Source organism: Bradyrhizobium quebecense, assembly GCF_013373795.3.
Classification (GTDB): domain Bacteria; phylum Pseudomonadota; class Alphaproteobacteria; order Rhizobiales; family Xanthobacteraceae; genus Bradyrhizobium; species Bradyrhizobium quebecense.
This window is the reverse complement of record NZ_CP088022.1, coordinates 1739317-1752646: the sequence shown is the minus strand read 5'-3', so window position 1 is coordinate 1752646 and position 13330 is coordinate 1739317. Positions and strand designations below refer to the sequence as shown.

Below are 13330 nucleotides of genomic sequence, written 5' to 3'. Positions count from 1 at the left end.
TCGCGTGGTCATGGTCATGAACGATGCGACGTTCTTGAGCGCGACCGGACCCTGGACGGTGAGTGTAGTTGATGCGTTCATTGGACTTCCTGACTTTCCAATTTTGTGGTGGGTTATCCGGCGTGGATTTCCTCGCCGGTGGTGGATGCGAGCTCGCCGCCGTAGGTGGCGAGGAAGCCGCGGTACTCGTAGCCTTGTCGGTACTCGCCGAGCCAAAGCAGCTCGTCGGGCTCGACGAATTCCTTGCGCGCGACGCTGGCCTCGATCGCGCGAGCCCGGTTCCAGCGCTGATGCGGTGTCTCGGTCGGCCGCAGCGGGTTGACGCTCGCAGCACCCGAAGACTCGGTTTCGGCGCGAAGCTGGGCGGCCAGTTCGGCAACGCCTGCGGCGTGCCGTGCGATGTCATGAGGCGCGAATGCCTCCCGCGCAGCGGCAAGCGCTGGCGTATCGTGCGGTACTTCCGGTTTTGGGAATTCGATCAGCTTGCCTTCGTCGCGCAGCGACTGGCGACGGATGGAATCGGCGAAATCCTTGGCCCTGATCTTGCGGGCCTGCTTCTTCACATCGTCCATGCGCTCGGCGATCAGGCGCTTCTGTTCGGCGCGCGCTGCCGCGATAGCCTTTGCCGGGTCGATGCCGGCGAGTTCGGGTGCGACCACCTCGCCGAGATAGGTCTCGCCATCGACCTCGTACACATAGGCTCTGCCCATGTCCTCTTCGTCCATGCGGACCATCACCTGGTCGCCGACATTGAGGAAGCCGCCGATATAGTGCGCGCCGTCGATGCGGATGCCGGTCTTGGTAACGGTGCGCACGCCGTCTTTGCCGGCGACCGGTGCGAGCAACATGTCGAGCGCGCGCACATCCTCGATCCGGCGCAGGTTGCCGGCCGCCATGGCGGCGACGGCGAACGGCGTCTGGCCCTTCAGGCCGGAATGCGGTGCCCGGCCGTACACGTCGTTGCACCAGTCATCGACGCGGGCCTGCAACTCGGCGGCCGAGAGGTTGACCTGGAACATGTCCTCCGGCGCCTCGCCGAGGCGAGCCGAGAATGCTTTGCGGTTCTCGATCACCTTGCGGTCCGCAACGCTATGCCCGATGAAACCCTCGAGGGTGCGCATCAGCCCGCGCTGCATGGTGCCGATTGCGCGCTCGACGTGACCCTTCTGCTCCGGTGAGAACGGCGCCGACTTTTCGTGTTCGATCGAGAGCGCCGCGAACAGACGCTGCGTCGTCCGGGCAATGAAGTCGGAGCCGTTATCAGTCTTGATGCGCTCCGGAACGCCCCAGGCGAGAATGGCCTTGCGGATCAGCAGGCCGACTGCGGCAGCGCGCGGCGTCTTGGTCACGGTCGCGACCAGGCGCCGTGAATAAATATCCTCGCAAACATAGATCGTGTAGCGGCCATCGGTGGTGAGCACGTCGGCGGGCGACGCGTCGATCTGCCAGACCTCGTTGAGACGCTTCGCTGGGTTGGCGACGCGCGCCGCGAAGCGCATGCGGTTCTTGAAGCCGTCAGGATTGCGGATCGACTCGATCTCGACGCGGTAACTGGTGCGCCAGTTCTTTAGGACCTGTTGAAAGGTCCTGATCGGCGGCAGCGCGACGGGGGCACCGGCGACACAGATCTCCGGGAAGGCGTCCGCGACAAGGGCGCGGATATGGTGCGCGGTGAGCTGCGGTTGCTTGGCGACCAAAGCGAGGATGTGCAGCTTCACCTTGCCGTCATTGGCGCGATCGAGCACGCCGGTGCCGCGTCGGGATGCTGCGCGATCGACGGCGAGGCGCGAGCGCTTGCCGGCCTTGGCGAAGGAGCGCCAGCGGGCCAGCGTGCGCGGCGTGACGCTCTTGATCTCGTCGGTGATCCAACCGGCCAGCTCGATCGCGCGGGTGTTGTAGAGATCGGCGAAGTGTTGGTCCGCGCGTTTGTGGCCGATTCCGGCGTCCTGGGCGATGCGGTCGGCGAGCGCGAGCACCGCAAGGCGGGCGTCGCGCGCGCTGGCGGCATTGCCCTTGATGTCGACGGCGTCCGGTTCGGCCGCGGCGTCGCGGGCGACCGATGCGGGGATCTCGACGGCGTCGATGTGGCGTGCGACGTAGGCTGCGCGTGCCGTCGCCGGCAGCGAGTCAATCGCGTATTCGAGACCGCCGCCGCGACCCGATCGAGGACGTGACGTCCAGCCCAGCCGATCGGCGTTGCGCTTGATCGCACGCTCGACGTTGGGAAGGCCGGGCAGCTTCTCTGCTGCGATCTCTGCGGCCGATAAAAACGCCTTCACGTTCTGTTGTCCCGTTTCAGATGATCAGCGCTTGCGGCGCGGCTTCTTGGTCGCGTCGACAATTGCGACGAGCGCGCCGTTAGCATTGCCGTTGAATTTCAGAGAGACAGCCTTGCGGCCGGCTGTGGTCGGCTCGACTGCGCCCATGCATCCGGCCTTCGGCATCAGCTTGCAAAGGCCGCGCTTGGCGAGGGCCTGCATCGACGCGTGATGGTGCGGTTGATGCAGCGAACCTTCATAGCCAGCGGGCATCCGATAGAGGCCACCGCGAGCGACGATGTCGACCAGAGCGAGCTGTTGCCGCTGGGTGAGTTCATCGAAGGTCATCGGTGATGGCCCTCCGACGCGCAGTGGATGACGTGGGTGCGGCAGCTCTCGCCATGCTCGCCGAGGCCGCATGGCGTCAGTGCGAAGCAGTCCGGGCAGAACTCGCCATCGGCGGCGTCGCAGATGAAATGACGCGTCGTGCAATCGGTCGCGCATTTGAAGCAGGTCGCGCGTCCGAAATCGCGAATCTCGGGCAATCCTGAAAGCACCATCACTTGCCGGCCCTCCATTGTGCTTCGGCTTCGTCGATCTCGCGCTGAACTTCTGCGAGCCGCTCGCGCGCTAGTTCGCGCCGGATCAGCGGCTCGAAGCTCTTGTCGATGGCGATAAAGCTGGTGTCCTGAAGCGCGGCGTTGATGACGCGGACGTCGCCGGTCACTGCGACTAGTGCAATCAGGCGATGCGCCGGAATATTGTTCCGCTCATTGGCGGTCGAGGTGTACTGGTCGAGCATGCCCGGCGTGACGTTCTCGCCGAGACTGGCCGACATGGCCTTGGCGATGTCGGCGCGCGACATGGTTGATTCCTTGATCGCCTCGGCGACCGCGCGCGCGATCCGCGAGGGATAGTTGGCCGCTCGTATCCGTTCGGCCGGGAAATGCTTGACAGGCGTCATGGCGACACCCGCTCGGGCAACGGGATTGCGGTCCAGACGGCGCGGCGCTTGGGCGCGCGGGCCTTGACCATCGCGTTGAAGATGACGGCGATGACCTCAGCGACGTCGAGATCGTCGTAGGCCTTTGCGCTACCGGGTTTGCCCGTGGTGATCGGAGCGCAAACCGGTGACCGGTCGTTATAGCGCCCGGTGAACATCCGCGCCTGAGAGCCTTGCATGCGCGCGACCGCGTACTTCATGGTTGCACCAGGACTGTCCGGGCTGCGACGATGGTCCGGTCTTTGTGGGTGACGCTGCCGATCAGGGCGAGCGCCCCGAACAGCGCGATGGCCGAAGACAGGATGACGATGATGGCGAACCGCTCAGCGGGCATCGATGATGCCCTCCAGCTCGGCGAGCCAGCGCGGCAGCACCAGGTCGTAGAAGCTGCCTTCGTCGCTGGAGCCGATCAGGATGTCGTCATAGGTGAACGAATGCTCGCGACCGGTTTCGCGATTGCGCACCAGGATGTTGAAGCGCGTCACGTCGAGCACGTCGACGCGGAGGCAGACATTGCCGTTGGAGGGCGCCTGCATCATGCGCACCTCCGGGGGCGACTCAGTTTGTCGGGAACTTTCTGAGTCGACGCCGCACGACTCGGCTCGATAGCTTTTCGGCAGATCAGCTTGCCGGACCGATCGAACCAGTCCGGCCAAAGCTCGTGGAGGGGCTTACCGACATGCTCGGCAATGATGAGGTTACAACCACGGGACGGCTTAAGAAGCGCCGCAGACAGAGACGCGCGCGCCTTGCCTTTGGAACGGCCAAGCCCTTCAAGGGTGAGGCCCTTCTTGTGGAGGGCGGCTATAATGTCTGCGCGGTGCCAACCCGGCATCGTGGGCGCCTCTTCGGTCGATTTTCGGGGGTCGACGGTAGATTTTTCGGGCGACAACCAAGGAAGTTTGACAATATGACTCGAAAATCGGTTCGGTCAACCGAAAAACAGGCCGTCGATAGTTCCACGGTAGATATTTCGGTCGATCGAGAGGGTCAGAGGGCGATTCGTCAGGCGGCCGTGGTCGATTCAGGCGGCGACGCGCCCGCTTTTCATCTCCCCGACGGCCGAAAAATGAGCATCGGCGAACGCTTTCAGTTCGCGCTCCGGGTCTTGCCGGTCGATGCACGCGCCGACCTTGGCCGGAACGAAAAGACGCTTCGCACCTGGAAGACCGCCGACGACATGTCGCTGAATGTCCTGATCGCGCTCGCCGCCAAGACCGGCATCCCGATCAGCTGGATCGTCGAGGGCACGCTTTCGATCGGCACCACGCGCGAGCTGGTCGAGGAGTTTTCGTTCGTACCCAAGCTCCTGGTCGAGGCGAGCGCCGGTGCCGGCGCGCTATCGCAGGACGTGGCGTTCGACGCCGACATCGTCGCGTTCCGGTCAGACTGGCTGCGCAAGCTCGGCATCAACCCGCGTTATGCGCGGGCGATGTTCGCGCGTGGCGACGGCATGTGGCCGACGATCAATGACGGAGATCTGCTGCTGGTCGACGAGTCCATCACGTCGGTCGTCGATGACGGGATTTACATCATCGTCTCGCATGGAGCTGTCAGGGTAAAGCGGCTGCAAATGCGCCGGGACGGCTCGCTGCTGCTGAAGAGCGACAACACGGCCTACGAGGCGGAAGTCGTTCCGCCGCCTGAGATCAACGACGTCAGGGTCGCGGCGCGCGTGCGTTGGTATGGGCGATCGATTTAGCAGGGATAAGCGCAACTCATGCTGACGATGAGCAAATATGCCGCCACCTCGTTATAGCCCGTTCGAAACCTCGCTCCCAGACCTCAAACCTGACGACCTGGACGTTTTGCGTTCGGTTCAGGAGGGATGGTACGTCGAATACAAGCGAGAGCTTCCAAGCGTTCGCTCTATCGCCAAATCAATCAGTGCTTTTGCGAACACGTACGGAGGCTGGCTGTTTTATGGAATAGCCGAGAACCGCCAAGATCGAACGGCGGGTGCATTTCCCGGACTGCCGTGCGCAGATGAAGCCACGATCGAGATGCAGGTTCGGCAAGCAGCATCGTCGTCGATTAGTCCTCCACCTTATTTTCGAGCTAAGACAATTCGAGGTCCAAGCGCCGAGTTGGGTCTCGCTGATGATCGATTCATAATTGCGATCGAAGTTCCCATGAGTGACGAGGCGCCCCACATCCACGTCGACGGCAGGATTTACAGACGGGTTGGGGACGAGTCTGATCCACGAGCAGAGACGGATCGACACATGCTCGACCTTCTGTGGCAGCGGAGCGAGCGCAAACGTAAGGCTCTCAGAGAATTGCTGAGACGCATCTCAACTACCGTATCGGAGAATTTTGACTCGGGCAGCTACCTTGAAGTCTTCTTTGTTCCCGCTGCGTGGAAGGAGCAGATCCCTGAGCCACCTCCGTCGTTCGACGATTTCGCCACGTTGATGACCGACTCTTCGTTAGAAACCGGAGGTCTCCCACTTGAGAACTGCTTTACTTTCTCTGATGGCTTCATTGCTAGGCAGGTTCGTGGCAACAATCCCAGAGCGCAGTTGCTGACGTGGCGATACTACCTTGATGGCGTGTCGCATATTACAGTCCCTTTTTCGACGTTTCCGCTAGACGCGAAGGACAGCCCCCTAAGTCAGTACGATCACTTTGCAACCTTCGAGGCCAAGTGCAGTGAAGTTGGTTACACGAACGTAACAGTAATCGACCTCAACTACCTCTTCGCTGTCCTGGGGGCCGTCGTCCGTCGACACGACGCATTGGGAAATCTTGCTGGAGCGTTGTTTCCGTATCGGGTCAAGTTGCGCTTTAGAGGAGCTAAGAGCCGGGTCCCATTCTTAGACCTACCGAACTTCATTAGCTTCATCACAGCATTCGGCATTCCGATTGGGCATTTCGACGATATTTTTTGGCCGTCGGAGGAGGACACTATGTACAATTTTGGCGAACCTGCAGAGGACCGTGAACGATGGACGCACGATCGGACGGCGAAGCTTTTCTTTCGAGCTTTCGACGCCTTCGGTGTACCCGCAGAGCACATTGCCAAAGGCGACAATTGGAGCCAGGCGCTTGATGGTCTGAAAGATCGCGCAACGAAAGTATACGGCTTACGCCGCGCGACACCGAGGCAATCATGAAGCCAAATCATTTTTCAGCGTCCATGAGGAAACTCGGCGCTGTGGCTGCTGCTGCCGCTGGGCTGGTCCTCTTGTCAGGAGCCGTCGCGCTAGCCGATCGCGACGAGGAACCGTTAACGACCCTGTGCGACTACGTCAAACAACGGGTCGACGATGTGATCCGAGATGGCGATCAGTCGACCGCCAAACGGCTGAAGCCGTTGCTGGAACGCTGCGCCGACCTGCGGAAGGCCCGGTTCGATCAGGGGGCGGCGGAACACCGCAAGAGCCAATCAAAGCTCGGCCCGAACCGAAGGCGGACCCGGCCTCCCCACAGAACGGCCACTGAGCGGCCTGGGCCGTTGTCCGCTGTCCGACTGCCCGGAATCTTTTAAAGGCCGAATTAAAGCTCCTGTGGCCCGGCGTGGGGCCTTCCGGCCGCCATGGCGGGTCACCAATCGGGCGGGCGCCCGGTTTTTGGGACGTTTCACGGGAAACGCCCGTTTCACGAGGCGCTGTCCCCGGTAGCCGGGCGGTCGGGCGATCCCCCACATCTTGCGGATTTGCGGCAGGGTCGGAGTCCGGCTTTGATGCCGGCATGGGATCGAAGTCACGGGAAAGCATGTTCGGCGCCGCGGTCAGGCATCTGGCCGAGCGTGCTAGGGACACCCGGCTGAAGGCCGACGCGGTCGCCTGTCAGGCCTGGAACGCACGTATGCTGGCATTTCAGGGGCCGGCCCAGCCGTCGCCGGCCCTGGGCGATGCGCTTAACGCCGGATATCGATACCTCGAAGTGGAGTGCCTGGGCTGCGAGACCCACCAGACCGTCGCACTCGACATCATCAGGCGACCGAAATGGACGCCGGTCCACGAGCTGGAGCGGTACATGCGCTGCAAGGATTGCTCGCGGATTCCCGGCTACCCCTTCAAGCGTAGCCACCTGGTTGCGTTACGGTCCACCAAGATATCAGCGCTAAGCCCGCCATCAGAGTGGTGGCCGGGAGAAAGATAAAGGGAATGCCTTCCCCCGCGCCATTTATTCTGGGCGTTTTGCTCACCACCGCGGCAGCTTCGGTCGTTGCGCTCTTTGTCAAATTCGATGAGTCCCATGTTTGGGACCTTGCAAAGATGGCGCTGCAAGGCGCCGGGGTTCTTGTGTTGGCACGCCTTACCGTCAGCTGGGCTATCGACAGCTTCAAGACCCAGAAGCGATTTGAGAGAGACTCCGCGACCTTCTCCAGCGTCTTGTCCGCTCTGCGCGAAATGAGCCGAGCGAACGACATACTATGGAACGATGTCGTTGGCGCTCGACAATACGTGTCGACGTACTTGGATGCCGCAAAAGAGAGATGGCGCGTCGCCAAGCTCAAGTTCGAGGATGCCGCTGCCGCATGCATCTTTCTTCCCGAGGCAATTTCGTCGATCGTATTCAGGCTCGAAGATGATCTCGCGAATAAGCCGCACTTCGATTCATATGACGAAGACATCGAACATGACGGGGCTCTCGTTTCACAGGCAATCAGGAAGCTCGAAGCCCTGAAGCATCTAATCTGATGCTCCTGTCCTGACGGCAAGGGAGGAGGCTGGCGACACCGATGGCAGTCAACGGCTGGGGCCGGCACTTCCACGAGATCATCGTGCTGCCGGATGGGCGCAAGATCACGACGCTGCGCCAGGCCATGGCGTGGCTGGCCAAGGAAGTGCCCCAGGCCGAGCATGAGATGAAACCAGTCCAGACCGCCGCGCATTGCGTCGTCGCGGCGGCCGAGAACGAAAGTGCGGGCTGGATGATGTTTGCCCGGATGGGCATGATGCAGGCCATCAACCGGCATGCCGCGCTGTCCGAATTCAAATCGAAGCGGAAGCAGCGCCCACCGGCCAAGCTAATCAAGCTCCAGCGATAGCGCCGCTACTTGCTATGGCGCCGGCGACGGCCGGTGATGACCAGTTCGCGCGCCTGCTGCGCCTTGTCGCTGCCCGGTAGCGAATAGGTCAGCCGTACCTGCTGAACGCTGAAATCGGCAAAGGTTCGCCGGATCTCCGGGACGTCGTTGATGGACAGGATGAACCGGCCTTTCAGCGCGCTTAAGACCTCCGCCATGCGGGCATACTCGGTGCGATCGAACATGCCGGCACCGTAGTCAGTCTCGCCGCCGTAGTATGGCGGGTCGAGATAGAACAGCGTGCCCGGCCGGTCGTAGCGCGCGATGAAGTCTGCCCACGGCAAGCACTCGATCGTGACGCCGGCAAGACGATCATGAAGCGCGTCGAGCATCGGCTCCAGCTTCGCGACGTTGAAGCGACCGCCCATCGGATCGACGCCGAAGTTTCGGCCGGCAACCTTGCCACCGAACGCGGTGCGCTGCAGGTAGAGAAATCGCGCTGCGCGCTCGAGGTCCGTGAGCGTCGCCGGATCTGTTGCCTTCAGCCGCTCGAATTCGCGTCGACTCGTGAATTGCCAGCGCAGCAAATCCATGAACGGCACATAGTGGCGTTGCAGGATGCGGAAGAAGGTCGCGACATCGCCCGACCGGTCGTTGATGATCTCGCCCTTCGGTGCGCGCCTCCGTCGCAGGAATACGCCGCCCATGCCGACAAACGGTTCTGCATAGGTGTCGTGCGTGACACGGTCGATGCGCGCGACGATCGTCTTCGCGAGCTGCTTTTTTCCACCGATATATCCGGCCGCCGGCCGCACGGGCGCAACGGACCTGTAGAGAACTCCTCCAGCCATCTACTCAAAACACTCCGGCCTGCCTACCGTCGAGCCGCTGTGCAGGTCCTCTGCGTAGCAGCGGCGGGTCGGCGAGAACCGTTCTCTTCGTCGTGCGGGTCTCTCTGCCAGGATTGGCCCGCGGTGGCAGCGTTTCGCGGCGCTGCTGCCCCCGCCACTTAATTAAGTCGGGGGCGCTAACCTCGTCAAAACGATTGGAGTAGATTCGGTTCGAGGTCGTGTGCATCATCAGATGCGACACGTGTTCCGTAACCCTGACATCCGTCAGGGCGTGCTTCATTCGCGCAGATCGATCTCGCGCATAGCGAGCATCTCAAGCAGGCCCTCTTCGGAAGCAAACAGCGTGTACTCGTTCATGTTGAACTTGTCGAAATGCCGGAGAACCTTCCGACGCTCGCTCGCCGGGATGGTAAACTTCCAGAGCAAATCCTGCTCTAGGCGGCTGGTGATCTTGAACACGCTGTCGTGAGGCGCAAAGTACCAGTGTCCGTCGATAAATTGGGCGCAAAAGGTATATCGCGACTGCTGCCTGAAATGACGGTTGTGCGTCCTGATATAGGGGCCCATGCTGAAGATGTTGGGCTCGTCCGATCCACCAAATTTGGCGATGCCGGGATGCTCTCTGTAGGCATAGATTGCGACTTCATGTGACGGATCGCGCGCCTTCGAAAATGCAAAGAACGCCGCAACGTAGGGCGAATGGCTCCAGTCAAGCAGTGGCGATGGGAAGCCACCGTGTCGCAAGTGCGCCATGTAAGTGGCCGATTCGAACATGAACCCTTGGAACAAGTCGAACTGTCGACAGGACTGCTCAATCACCTGATATGGAGGCATGTCGAATGTCAAACCGGTGAATGTCTCGACAGACGGCTTAATGCGCTGGATCACGCGAAGATAATCGCTCACTTGGGTGCCTCTCGATCGCCGTTCCAGAGTTGTCTCAAGTGCCCAGCGCGCGTCAGCCTGCCCGCGAAACCACACTTCATCCCACACCCGTCGCTCGTTGCCGGGGTCGAGAGCGGTTACTCGTTCCTCGAACTCCTCCCAACTGCTAAGTTTAACTTCAGTTGTTCGTGGCTTTGCAGTCTCTTCATCGTTGCTCTGCATTGTTCAGCGCTCCCGCCGATCTCGATGACCTCTAACCCTGACACCCGTCAGGGTTACGAATCCCGGATCGGTCGCCCAGTGTGGCGGCATGTCGGGAAGAAAAGCAAACACAGTTCTGAACGTGGTGCGCGGCGTTGGCGCCGAAATCGCGTTCAGTTCATCGGGCAGTAATCTGCCCGAATGGATCATGGTCGTACCGTCTGGCAGTGGCGGTGTGATCGAGACTGTTGACGGCCGCGGCCCGTACCGCATCGCCGATCTCGCGAGGCTGATCACCCGAAGTCTGCAGGCCGCGAACGGACGCCTGCCCATCGACGAGAATCATTCAACAGATCTCGCTGCACCGAACGGCGGCCCGTCGCCGGCACGCGGATGGATCGTCGACATGCAGCCGCGCAGTGACGGCATCTATGGCCGCGTCGAGTGGTCGACGCCCGGTGCTGCGCTGATGAACGAGAAAGCCTACCGCTTCATCTCGCCGGTATTTACGCACGACAAGACCGGCAACATCCTCGGCCTGCTGCGGGCTTCGCTCACCAACACTCCAAATCTCATCGGCATGGCTGCGCTCCACGCCGATACCAGCACAACTGACCCGGAGAACGACATGGATTTGCTTGCACAGCTCATCAAGCTGCTTGGCCTTCCTGAAAATACCGACGCATCTGCGGTGTTCGCAGCAGTGAAAAAAGAAGTCGACGACGAGCCCGCGCTGAACTCGATCGCGGTGGCTGTCGGCCTCCCGAATGGGACGGCCTCCGACCGTGTGCTGGCTGCGGTGAAACAGAATGGCGTGACGCTCGCGTCGATCGCCAAGGCCGCCGGCCTCAAGGAAGACGCCGGCCACACTGCCATCGTCGATGCGATCGTCAAGCTCACCCGCGGTCCCGACCAGATTACGGCGCTGCAAGCCGAATTGTCTGGGGTCACCACCCGGCTCAACGAGGTGCTCACGACGACAGCGAAGGACAAGGCCACCGCCTTCATTGACGGCGAGATCACCAAGGGCCGCGTCGGCCTCAAGCCGATGCGCGATCATTACATCTCGCGCCATTCAGCGAACGCGCAAGCCGCAGCCGACGTCGAGAAGGAAGTCAACGCCATGCCGATCCTTCAACCCGGAGCCATCCTGTCGGCGATGCCGCCCGGCACCACTGCGGACGACAACACCAATCCCGTCGCGCTCGCGGCTGCGGCTTCAACTTACCAGAAGAAGCTCGCCGAGCAGGGCCAGACCATCGACTTCGCGACCGCCGTGAACGCGGTCTCTCAGGGAGCCAAGTAACCCGCCATGATTCCGCTTTTCATCCGTTCGTATCAGTGCTCGGCTGACATTCCGCCGAACACCATCGTCAAGTTCAGCGACGCGGCCAATTCGAGCAAGGTGGCATCGGGCGCCGCGGCGGCCGATGCGCTGTGGGGCATCTCCGACAGAATGGGCGGCCTCAGCGGCGGCATGGCCGACATCGTCATCGGCGGCCTGGCAGAGCTAAAGCTCGGCGGCCCCGTCGCGGCCGGCGATCCCATCACGTCGGATGCGAACGGCAACGGCATCAAATGCGTCGCCGCGGCCGGTGTGGTCAAGCGGGTCATCTGCTTTGCCGAAGAGCCCGGCGTACTCGGCGACGTCATCAAGGTCAAGGTCGCGATCAGCCTTCTGCAGTTGCCGGCCTAGCGCGCCGGCCTTCCCATCCTCACACCTTCATCAGCAAGAGGCCACCATGGCTCCCAATCGTCCTTTCGTTGTCGATCCAGTGCTTACTGCGATCGCGATCGGCTATCGCAATCCAGCGTCGGTCCTGATCGCCGATCAGGTGCTGCCGCGCGTTCCGGTCTCGGCCGAGAAGTTCAAGTACACCGTCTATCCGCTTGAAGAGGCCTTCAACATTCCTGATGCGCGAGTCGGCCGTCGTGGTCGCGTGCAGCAGCTCGAATTTGGCGGGTCGGAGCGGACCTCTTCCGTCGAGGACTTCGGCCTTGAATCTCCGATCCCGAACTCGGATATCGAGGCTGCGGCTGAAGCGCGTGCACGCGGCGTCTCGTCCTACGATCCCGAAGGGCACTCGACGCAGATGCTCACCGATACGGTGGCCAACATCCGCGAAGTGCGCGTCGCCGGCATAGTGCATGATCCCAACAGCTACGCGGCAAGCCGCCGCATTGCGCTGTCGGGCACCGATCAGTTCGACGACTATGCGAACTCCGATCCGCTCGGCGTGATCAAGGCGGGAACCGAGGCGACCCTGGTCTATCCGCCAAACAAGATGGTGATGGGCCGCGCCGTGTGGTCGAAGCTGTCGAGCCACCCGAAGATCGTCAACGCCGTGAAGGGAAACCTCACCAATCAGGGCATCGTGACACGCCAGCAGTTTGCCGAGCTGTTTGCCGACCAGGGCATCAACGAGGTGCTGGTCGGCGACGCCTGGCAGAACACCGCGCGGCCCGGCCAGAGCGTCAATCTTGCTCGCGCCTGGGGCAAACACATCGCGATGATCTACGTGAACCCGCTGGCGCAGCCCGAGGCCGGCGGCGTCACCTTCGGCCTGACCGCGCAGTACGGATCGAAGATCGCGGGCCGGATCATCGATCAGGATGTCGGCCTGCAGGGCGGTGTCCGCATTCGCATGGGCGAGCGGGTCAAGGAGTTGGTCGTCGCACAGGACACCGGCTACCTGATCCAGAACGCCGTCAAGTGACCGGGGGATCGATGGCGTCCAGGAAGAACAGCGTTTCCAAGCCGCAGAGCAACGCGGCAAGTGAGGCGGCCGGCGCCAAGCCGGCCGCAATGGCGGGCTCCAACCAGCCCGTCATCGATCAGGGCGGCGCCGCCACCGGCGCGACCGACACCGGACCGCAACAGCCGGGTGCCGACCAGGTCAAGCCGAAGCGCGGCCGCGCCGCCTCCGAGCTGCGCAGCTTCGAGGTGAAGTCGCTGCTCAAGCATGACGGCGGGACCTACGAGGTCGGAGACGAAGTCGAGTTGTCGCACGCGGCGTTCCTGCCGCTCAAGGCAAGCGGCGTCGTCGGGGGCGATTGGCCCGAGGGCTGATCGCTTCGCCCTTTCCCGAATTCGCGCGTCGGTCCCGACTGGTTCGGATTCCTGACACCCGGCACGCGGATCACGCCGCGGCGG

At 62.1% G+C, this 13330-nt stretch carries 19 protein-coding genes and 1 pseudogene; 10 read left to right on the top strand and 10 right to left on the bottom strand.

Features of this window, described 5'->3' with window-relative positions; all coding sequences use genetic code 11:
* Window positions 1-113 precede the first annotated feature (113 nt).
* From HU230_RS08050 to HU230_RS44035, 8 genes are read right to left on the bottom strand one after another with little or no spacing between them, the layout of a single operon-like run.
* Entirely contained in the window at window positions 114-2279 is a 2166-nt protein-coding gene (locus tag HU230_RS08050) for a Mu transposase C-terminal domain-containing protein (RefSeq protein ID WP_176532139.1), read from the bottom strand.
* Window positions 2280-2303: 24 nt separating this feature from the next.
* Entirely contained in the window at window positions 2304-2606 is a 303-nt protein-coding gene (locus HU230_RS08045) for a hypothetical protein (RefSeq protein WP_176532140.1), read from the bottom strand.
* Complete coding sequence (locus tag HU230_RS08040) at window positions 2603-2821, bottom strand: hypothetical protein (RefSeq protein ID WP_176532141.1); 219 nt, start codon at window positions 2819-2821, stop codon at window positions 2603-2605. Before HU230_RS08040 ends, HU230_RS08045 begins: the two co-directional genes overlap by 4 nt.
* A complete protein-coding gene (locus tag HU230_RS08035; protein WP_176532142.1) occupies window positions 2818-3222 on the bottom strand; it encodes a hypothetical protein in 405 nt (134 codons plus the stop codon). The genes HU230_RS08040 and HU230_RS08035 overlap by 4 nt, the downstream gene beginning before the upstream one ends.
* A complete protein-coding gene (locus HU230_RS08030; RefSeq protein WP_176532143.1) occupies window positions 3219-3461 on the bottom strand; it encodes a hypothetical protein in 243 nt (80 codons plus the stop codon). The genes HU230_RS08035 and HU230_RS08030 overlap by 4 nt, the downstream gene beginning before the upstream one ends.
* Window positions 3458-3595, bottom strand: coding sequence for a hypothetical protein (locus HU230_RS08025; protein WP_176532144.1), 138 nt, complete (start codon window positions 3593-3595; stop codon window positions 3458-3460). Before HU230_RS08025 ends, HU230_RS08030 begins: the two co-directional genes overlap by 4 nt.
* Window positions 3585-3800, bottom strand: coding sequence for a hypothetical protein (locus tag HU230_RS08020; RefSeq protein WP_176532145.1), 216 nt, complete (start codon window positions 3798-3800; stop codon window positions 3585-3587). The genes HU230_RS08025 and HU230_RS08020 overlap by 11 nt, the downstream gene beginning before the upstream one ends.
* The gene (locus HU230_RS44035) at window positions 3797-4096 is read right to left on the bottom strand and encodes a helix-turn-helix domain-containing protein (protein WP_176532146.1); all 300 of its coding nucleotides are present in this window, start codon (window positions 4094-4096) and stop codon (window positions 3797-3799) included. Before HU230_RS44035 ends, HU230_RS08020 begins: the two co-directional genes overlap by 4 nt.
* A gap of 75 nt (window positions 4097-4171) precedes the next feature.
* Here HU230_RS44035 and HU230_RS08015 point away from each other — a divergent pair, with 75 nt between their 5' ends.
* The 6 genes and pseudogenes from HU230_RS08015 to HU230_RS07995 all read left to right on the top strand — a co-directional run bounded on the left by HU230_RS08015 (window position 4172) and on the right by HU230_RS07995 (window position 8260).
* Window positions 4172-4963, top strand: a complete 792-nt coding sequence (locus HU230_RS08015; protein ID WP_420840849.1) for a S24 family peptidase — start codon at window positions 4172-4174, stop codon at window positions 4961-4963.
* Between the two features lie 37 nt (window positions 4964-5000).
* Window positions 5001-5405 (top strand): annotated as a pseudogene (locus tag HU230_RS44030) (AlbA family DNA-binding domain-containing protein); the annotation flags it as partial.
* A gap of 81 nt (window positions 5406-5486) precedes the next feature.
* The gene (locus HU230_RS08010; RefSeq protein WP_224944335.1) at window positions 5487-6377 is read left to right on the top strand and encodes a hypothetical protein; all 891 of its coding nucleotides are present in this window, start codon (window positions 5487-5489) and stop codon (window positions 6375-6377) included.
* A 577-nt stretch (window positions 6378-6954) separates the two neighbouring features.
* On the top strand, window positions 6955-7368 hold the full coding sequence (locus HU230_RS08005; RefSeq protein WP_176532148.1) for a hypothetical protein: 414 nt from the start codon (window positions 6955-6957) through the stop codon (window positions 7366-7368).
* A 5-nt stretch (window positions 7369-7373) separates the two neighbouring features.
* Window positions 7374-7910, top strand: coding sequence for a hypothetical protein (locus HU230_RS08000; protein ID WP_176532149.1), 537 nt, complete (start codon window positions 7374-7376; stop codon window positions 7908-7910).
* 41 nt (window positions 7911-7951) lie between these two features.
* The gene (locus HU230_RS07995) at window positions 7952-8260 is read left to right on the top strand and encodes a hypothetical protein (RefSeq protein ID WP_176532150.1); all 309 of its coding nucleotides are present in this window, start codon (window positions 7952-7954) and stop codon (window positions 8258-8260) included.
* A 5-nt stretch (window positions 8261-8265) separates the two neighbouring features.
* On the opposite strand, the gene HU230_RS07990 is transcribed toward HU230_RS07995, so the two are convergent.
* Both HU230_RS07990 and HU230_RS07985 read right to left on the bottom strand, forming a co-directional pair.
* Window positions 8266-9090, bottom strand: a complete 825-nt coding sequence (locus HU230_RS07990; RefSeq protein ID WP_176532151.1) for a DNA adenine methylase — start codon at window positions 9088-9090, stop codon at window positions 8266-8268.
* A gap of 276 nt (window positions 9091-9366) precedes the next feature.
* Window positions 9367-10197 carry an FRG domain-containing protein gene (locus tag HU230_RS07985; protein ID WP_176532152.1) on the bottom strand — a complete coding sequence of 277 codons (831 nt, stop codon included), beginning with the start codon at window positions 10195-10197 and terminating at the stop codon, window positions 9367-9369.
* Window positions 10198-10318: 121 nt separating this feature from the next.
* Here HU230_RS07985 and HU230_RS07980 point away from each other — a divergent pair, with 121 nt between their 5' ends.
* From HU230_RS07980 to HU230_RS07965, 4 genes are read left to right on the top strand one after another with little or no spacing between them, the layout of a single operon-like run.
* Entirely contained in the window at window positions 10319-11482 is a 1164-nt protein-coding gene (locus tag HU230_RS07980) for a phage protease (protein WP_176532153.1), read from the top strand.
* A gap of 6 nt (window positions 11483-11488) precedes the next feature.
* Window positions 11489-11872, top strand: a complete 384-nt coding sequence (locus tag HU230_RS07975; RefSeq protein ID WP_176532154.1) for a hypothetical protein — start codon at window positions 11489-11491, stop codon at window positions 11870-11872.
* Between the two features lie 46 nt (window positions 11873-11918).
* Complete coding sequence (locus HU230_RS07970) at window positions 11919-12893, top strand: major capsid protein (RefSeq protein WP_176532155.1); 975 nt, start codon at window positions 11919-11921, stop codon at window positions 12891-12893.
* Window positions 12894-12904: 11 nt separating this feature from the next.
* Entirely contained in the window at window positions 12905-13246 is a 342-nt protein-coding gene (locus HU230_RS07965) for a hypothetical protein (RefSeq protein WP_176532156.1), read from the top strand.
* The last annotated feature ends 84 nt before the right edge of the window (window positions 13247-13330 follow it).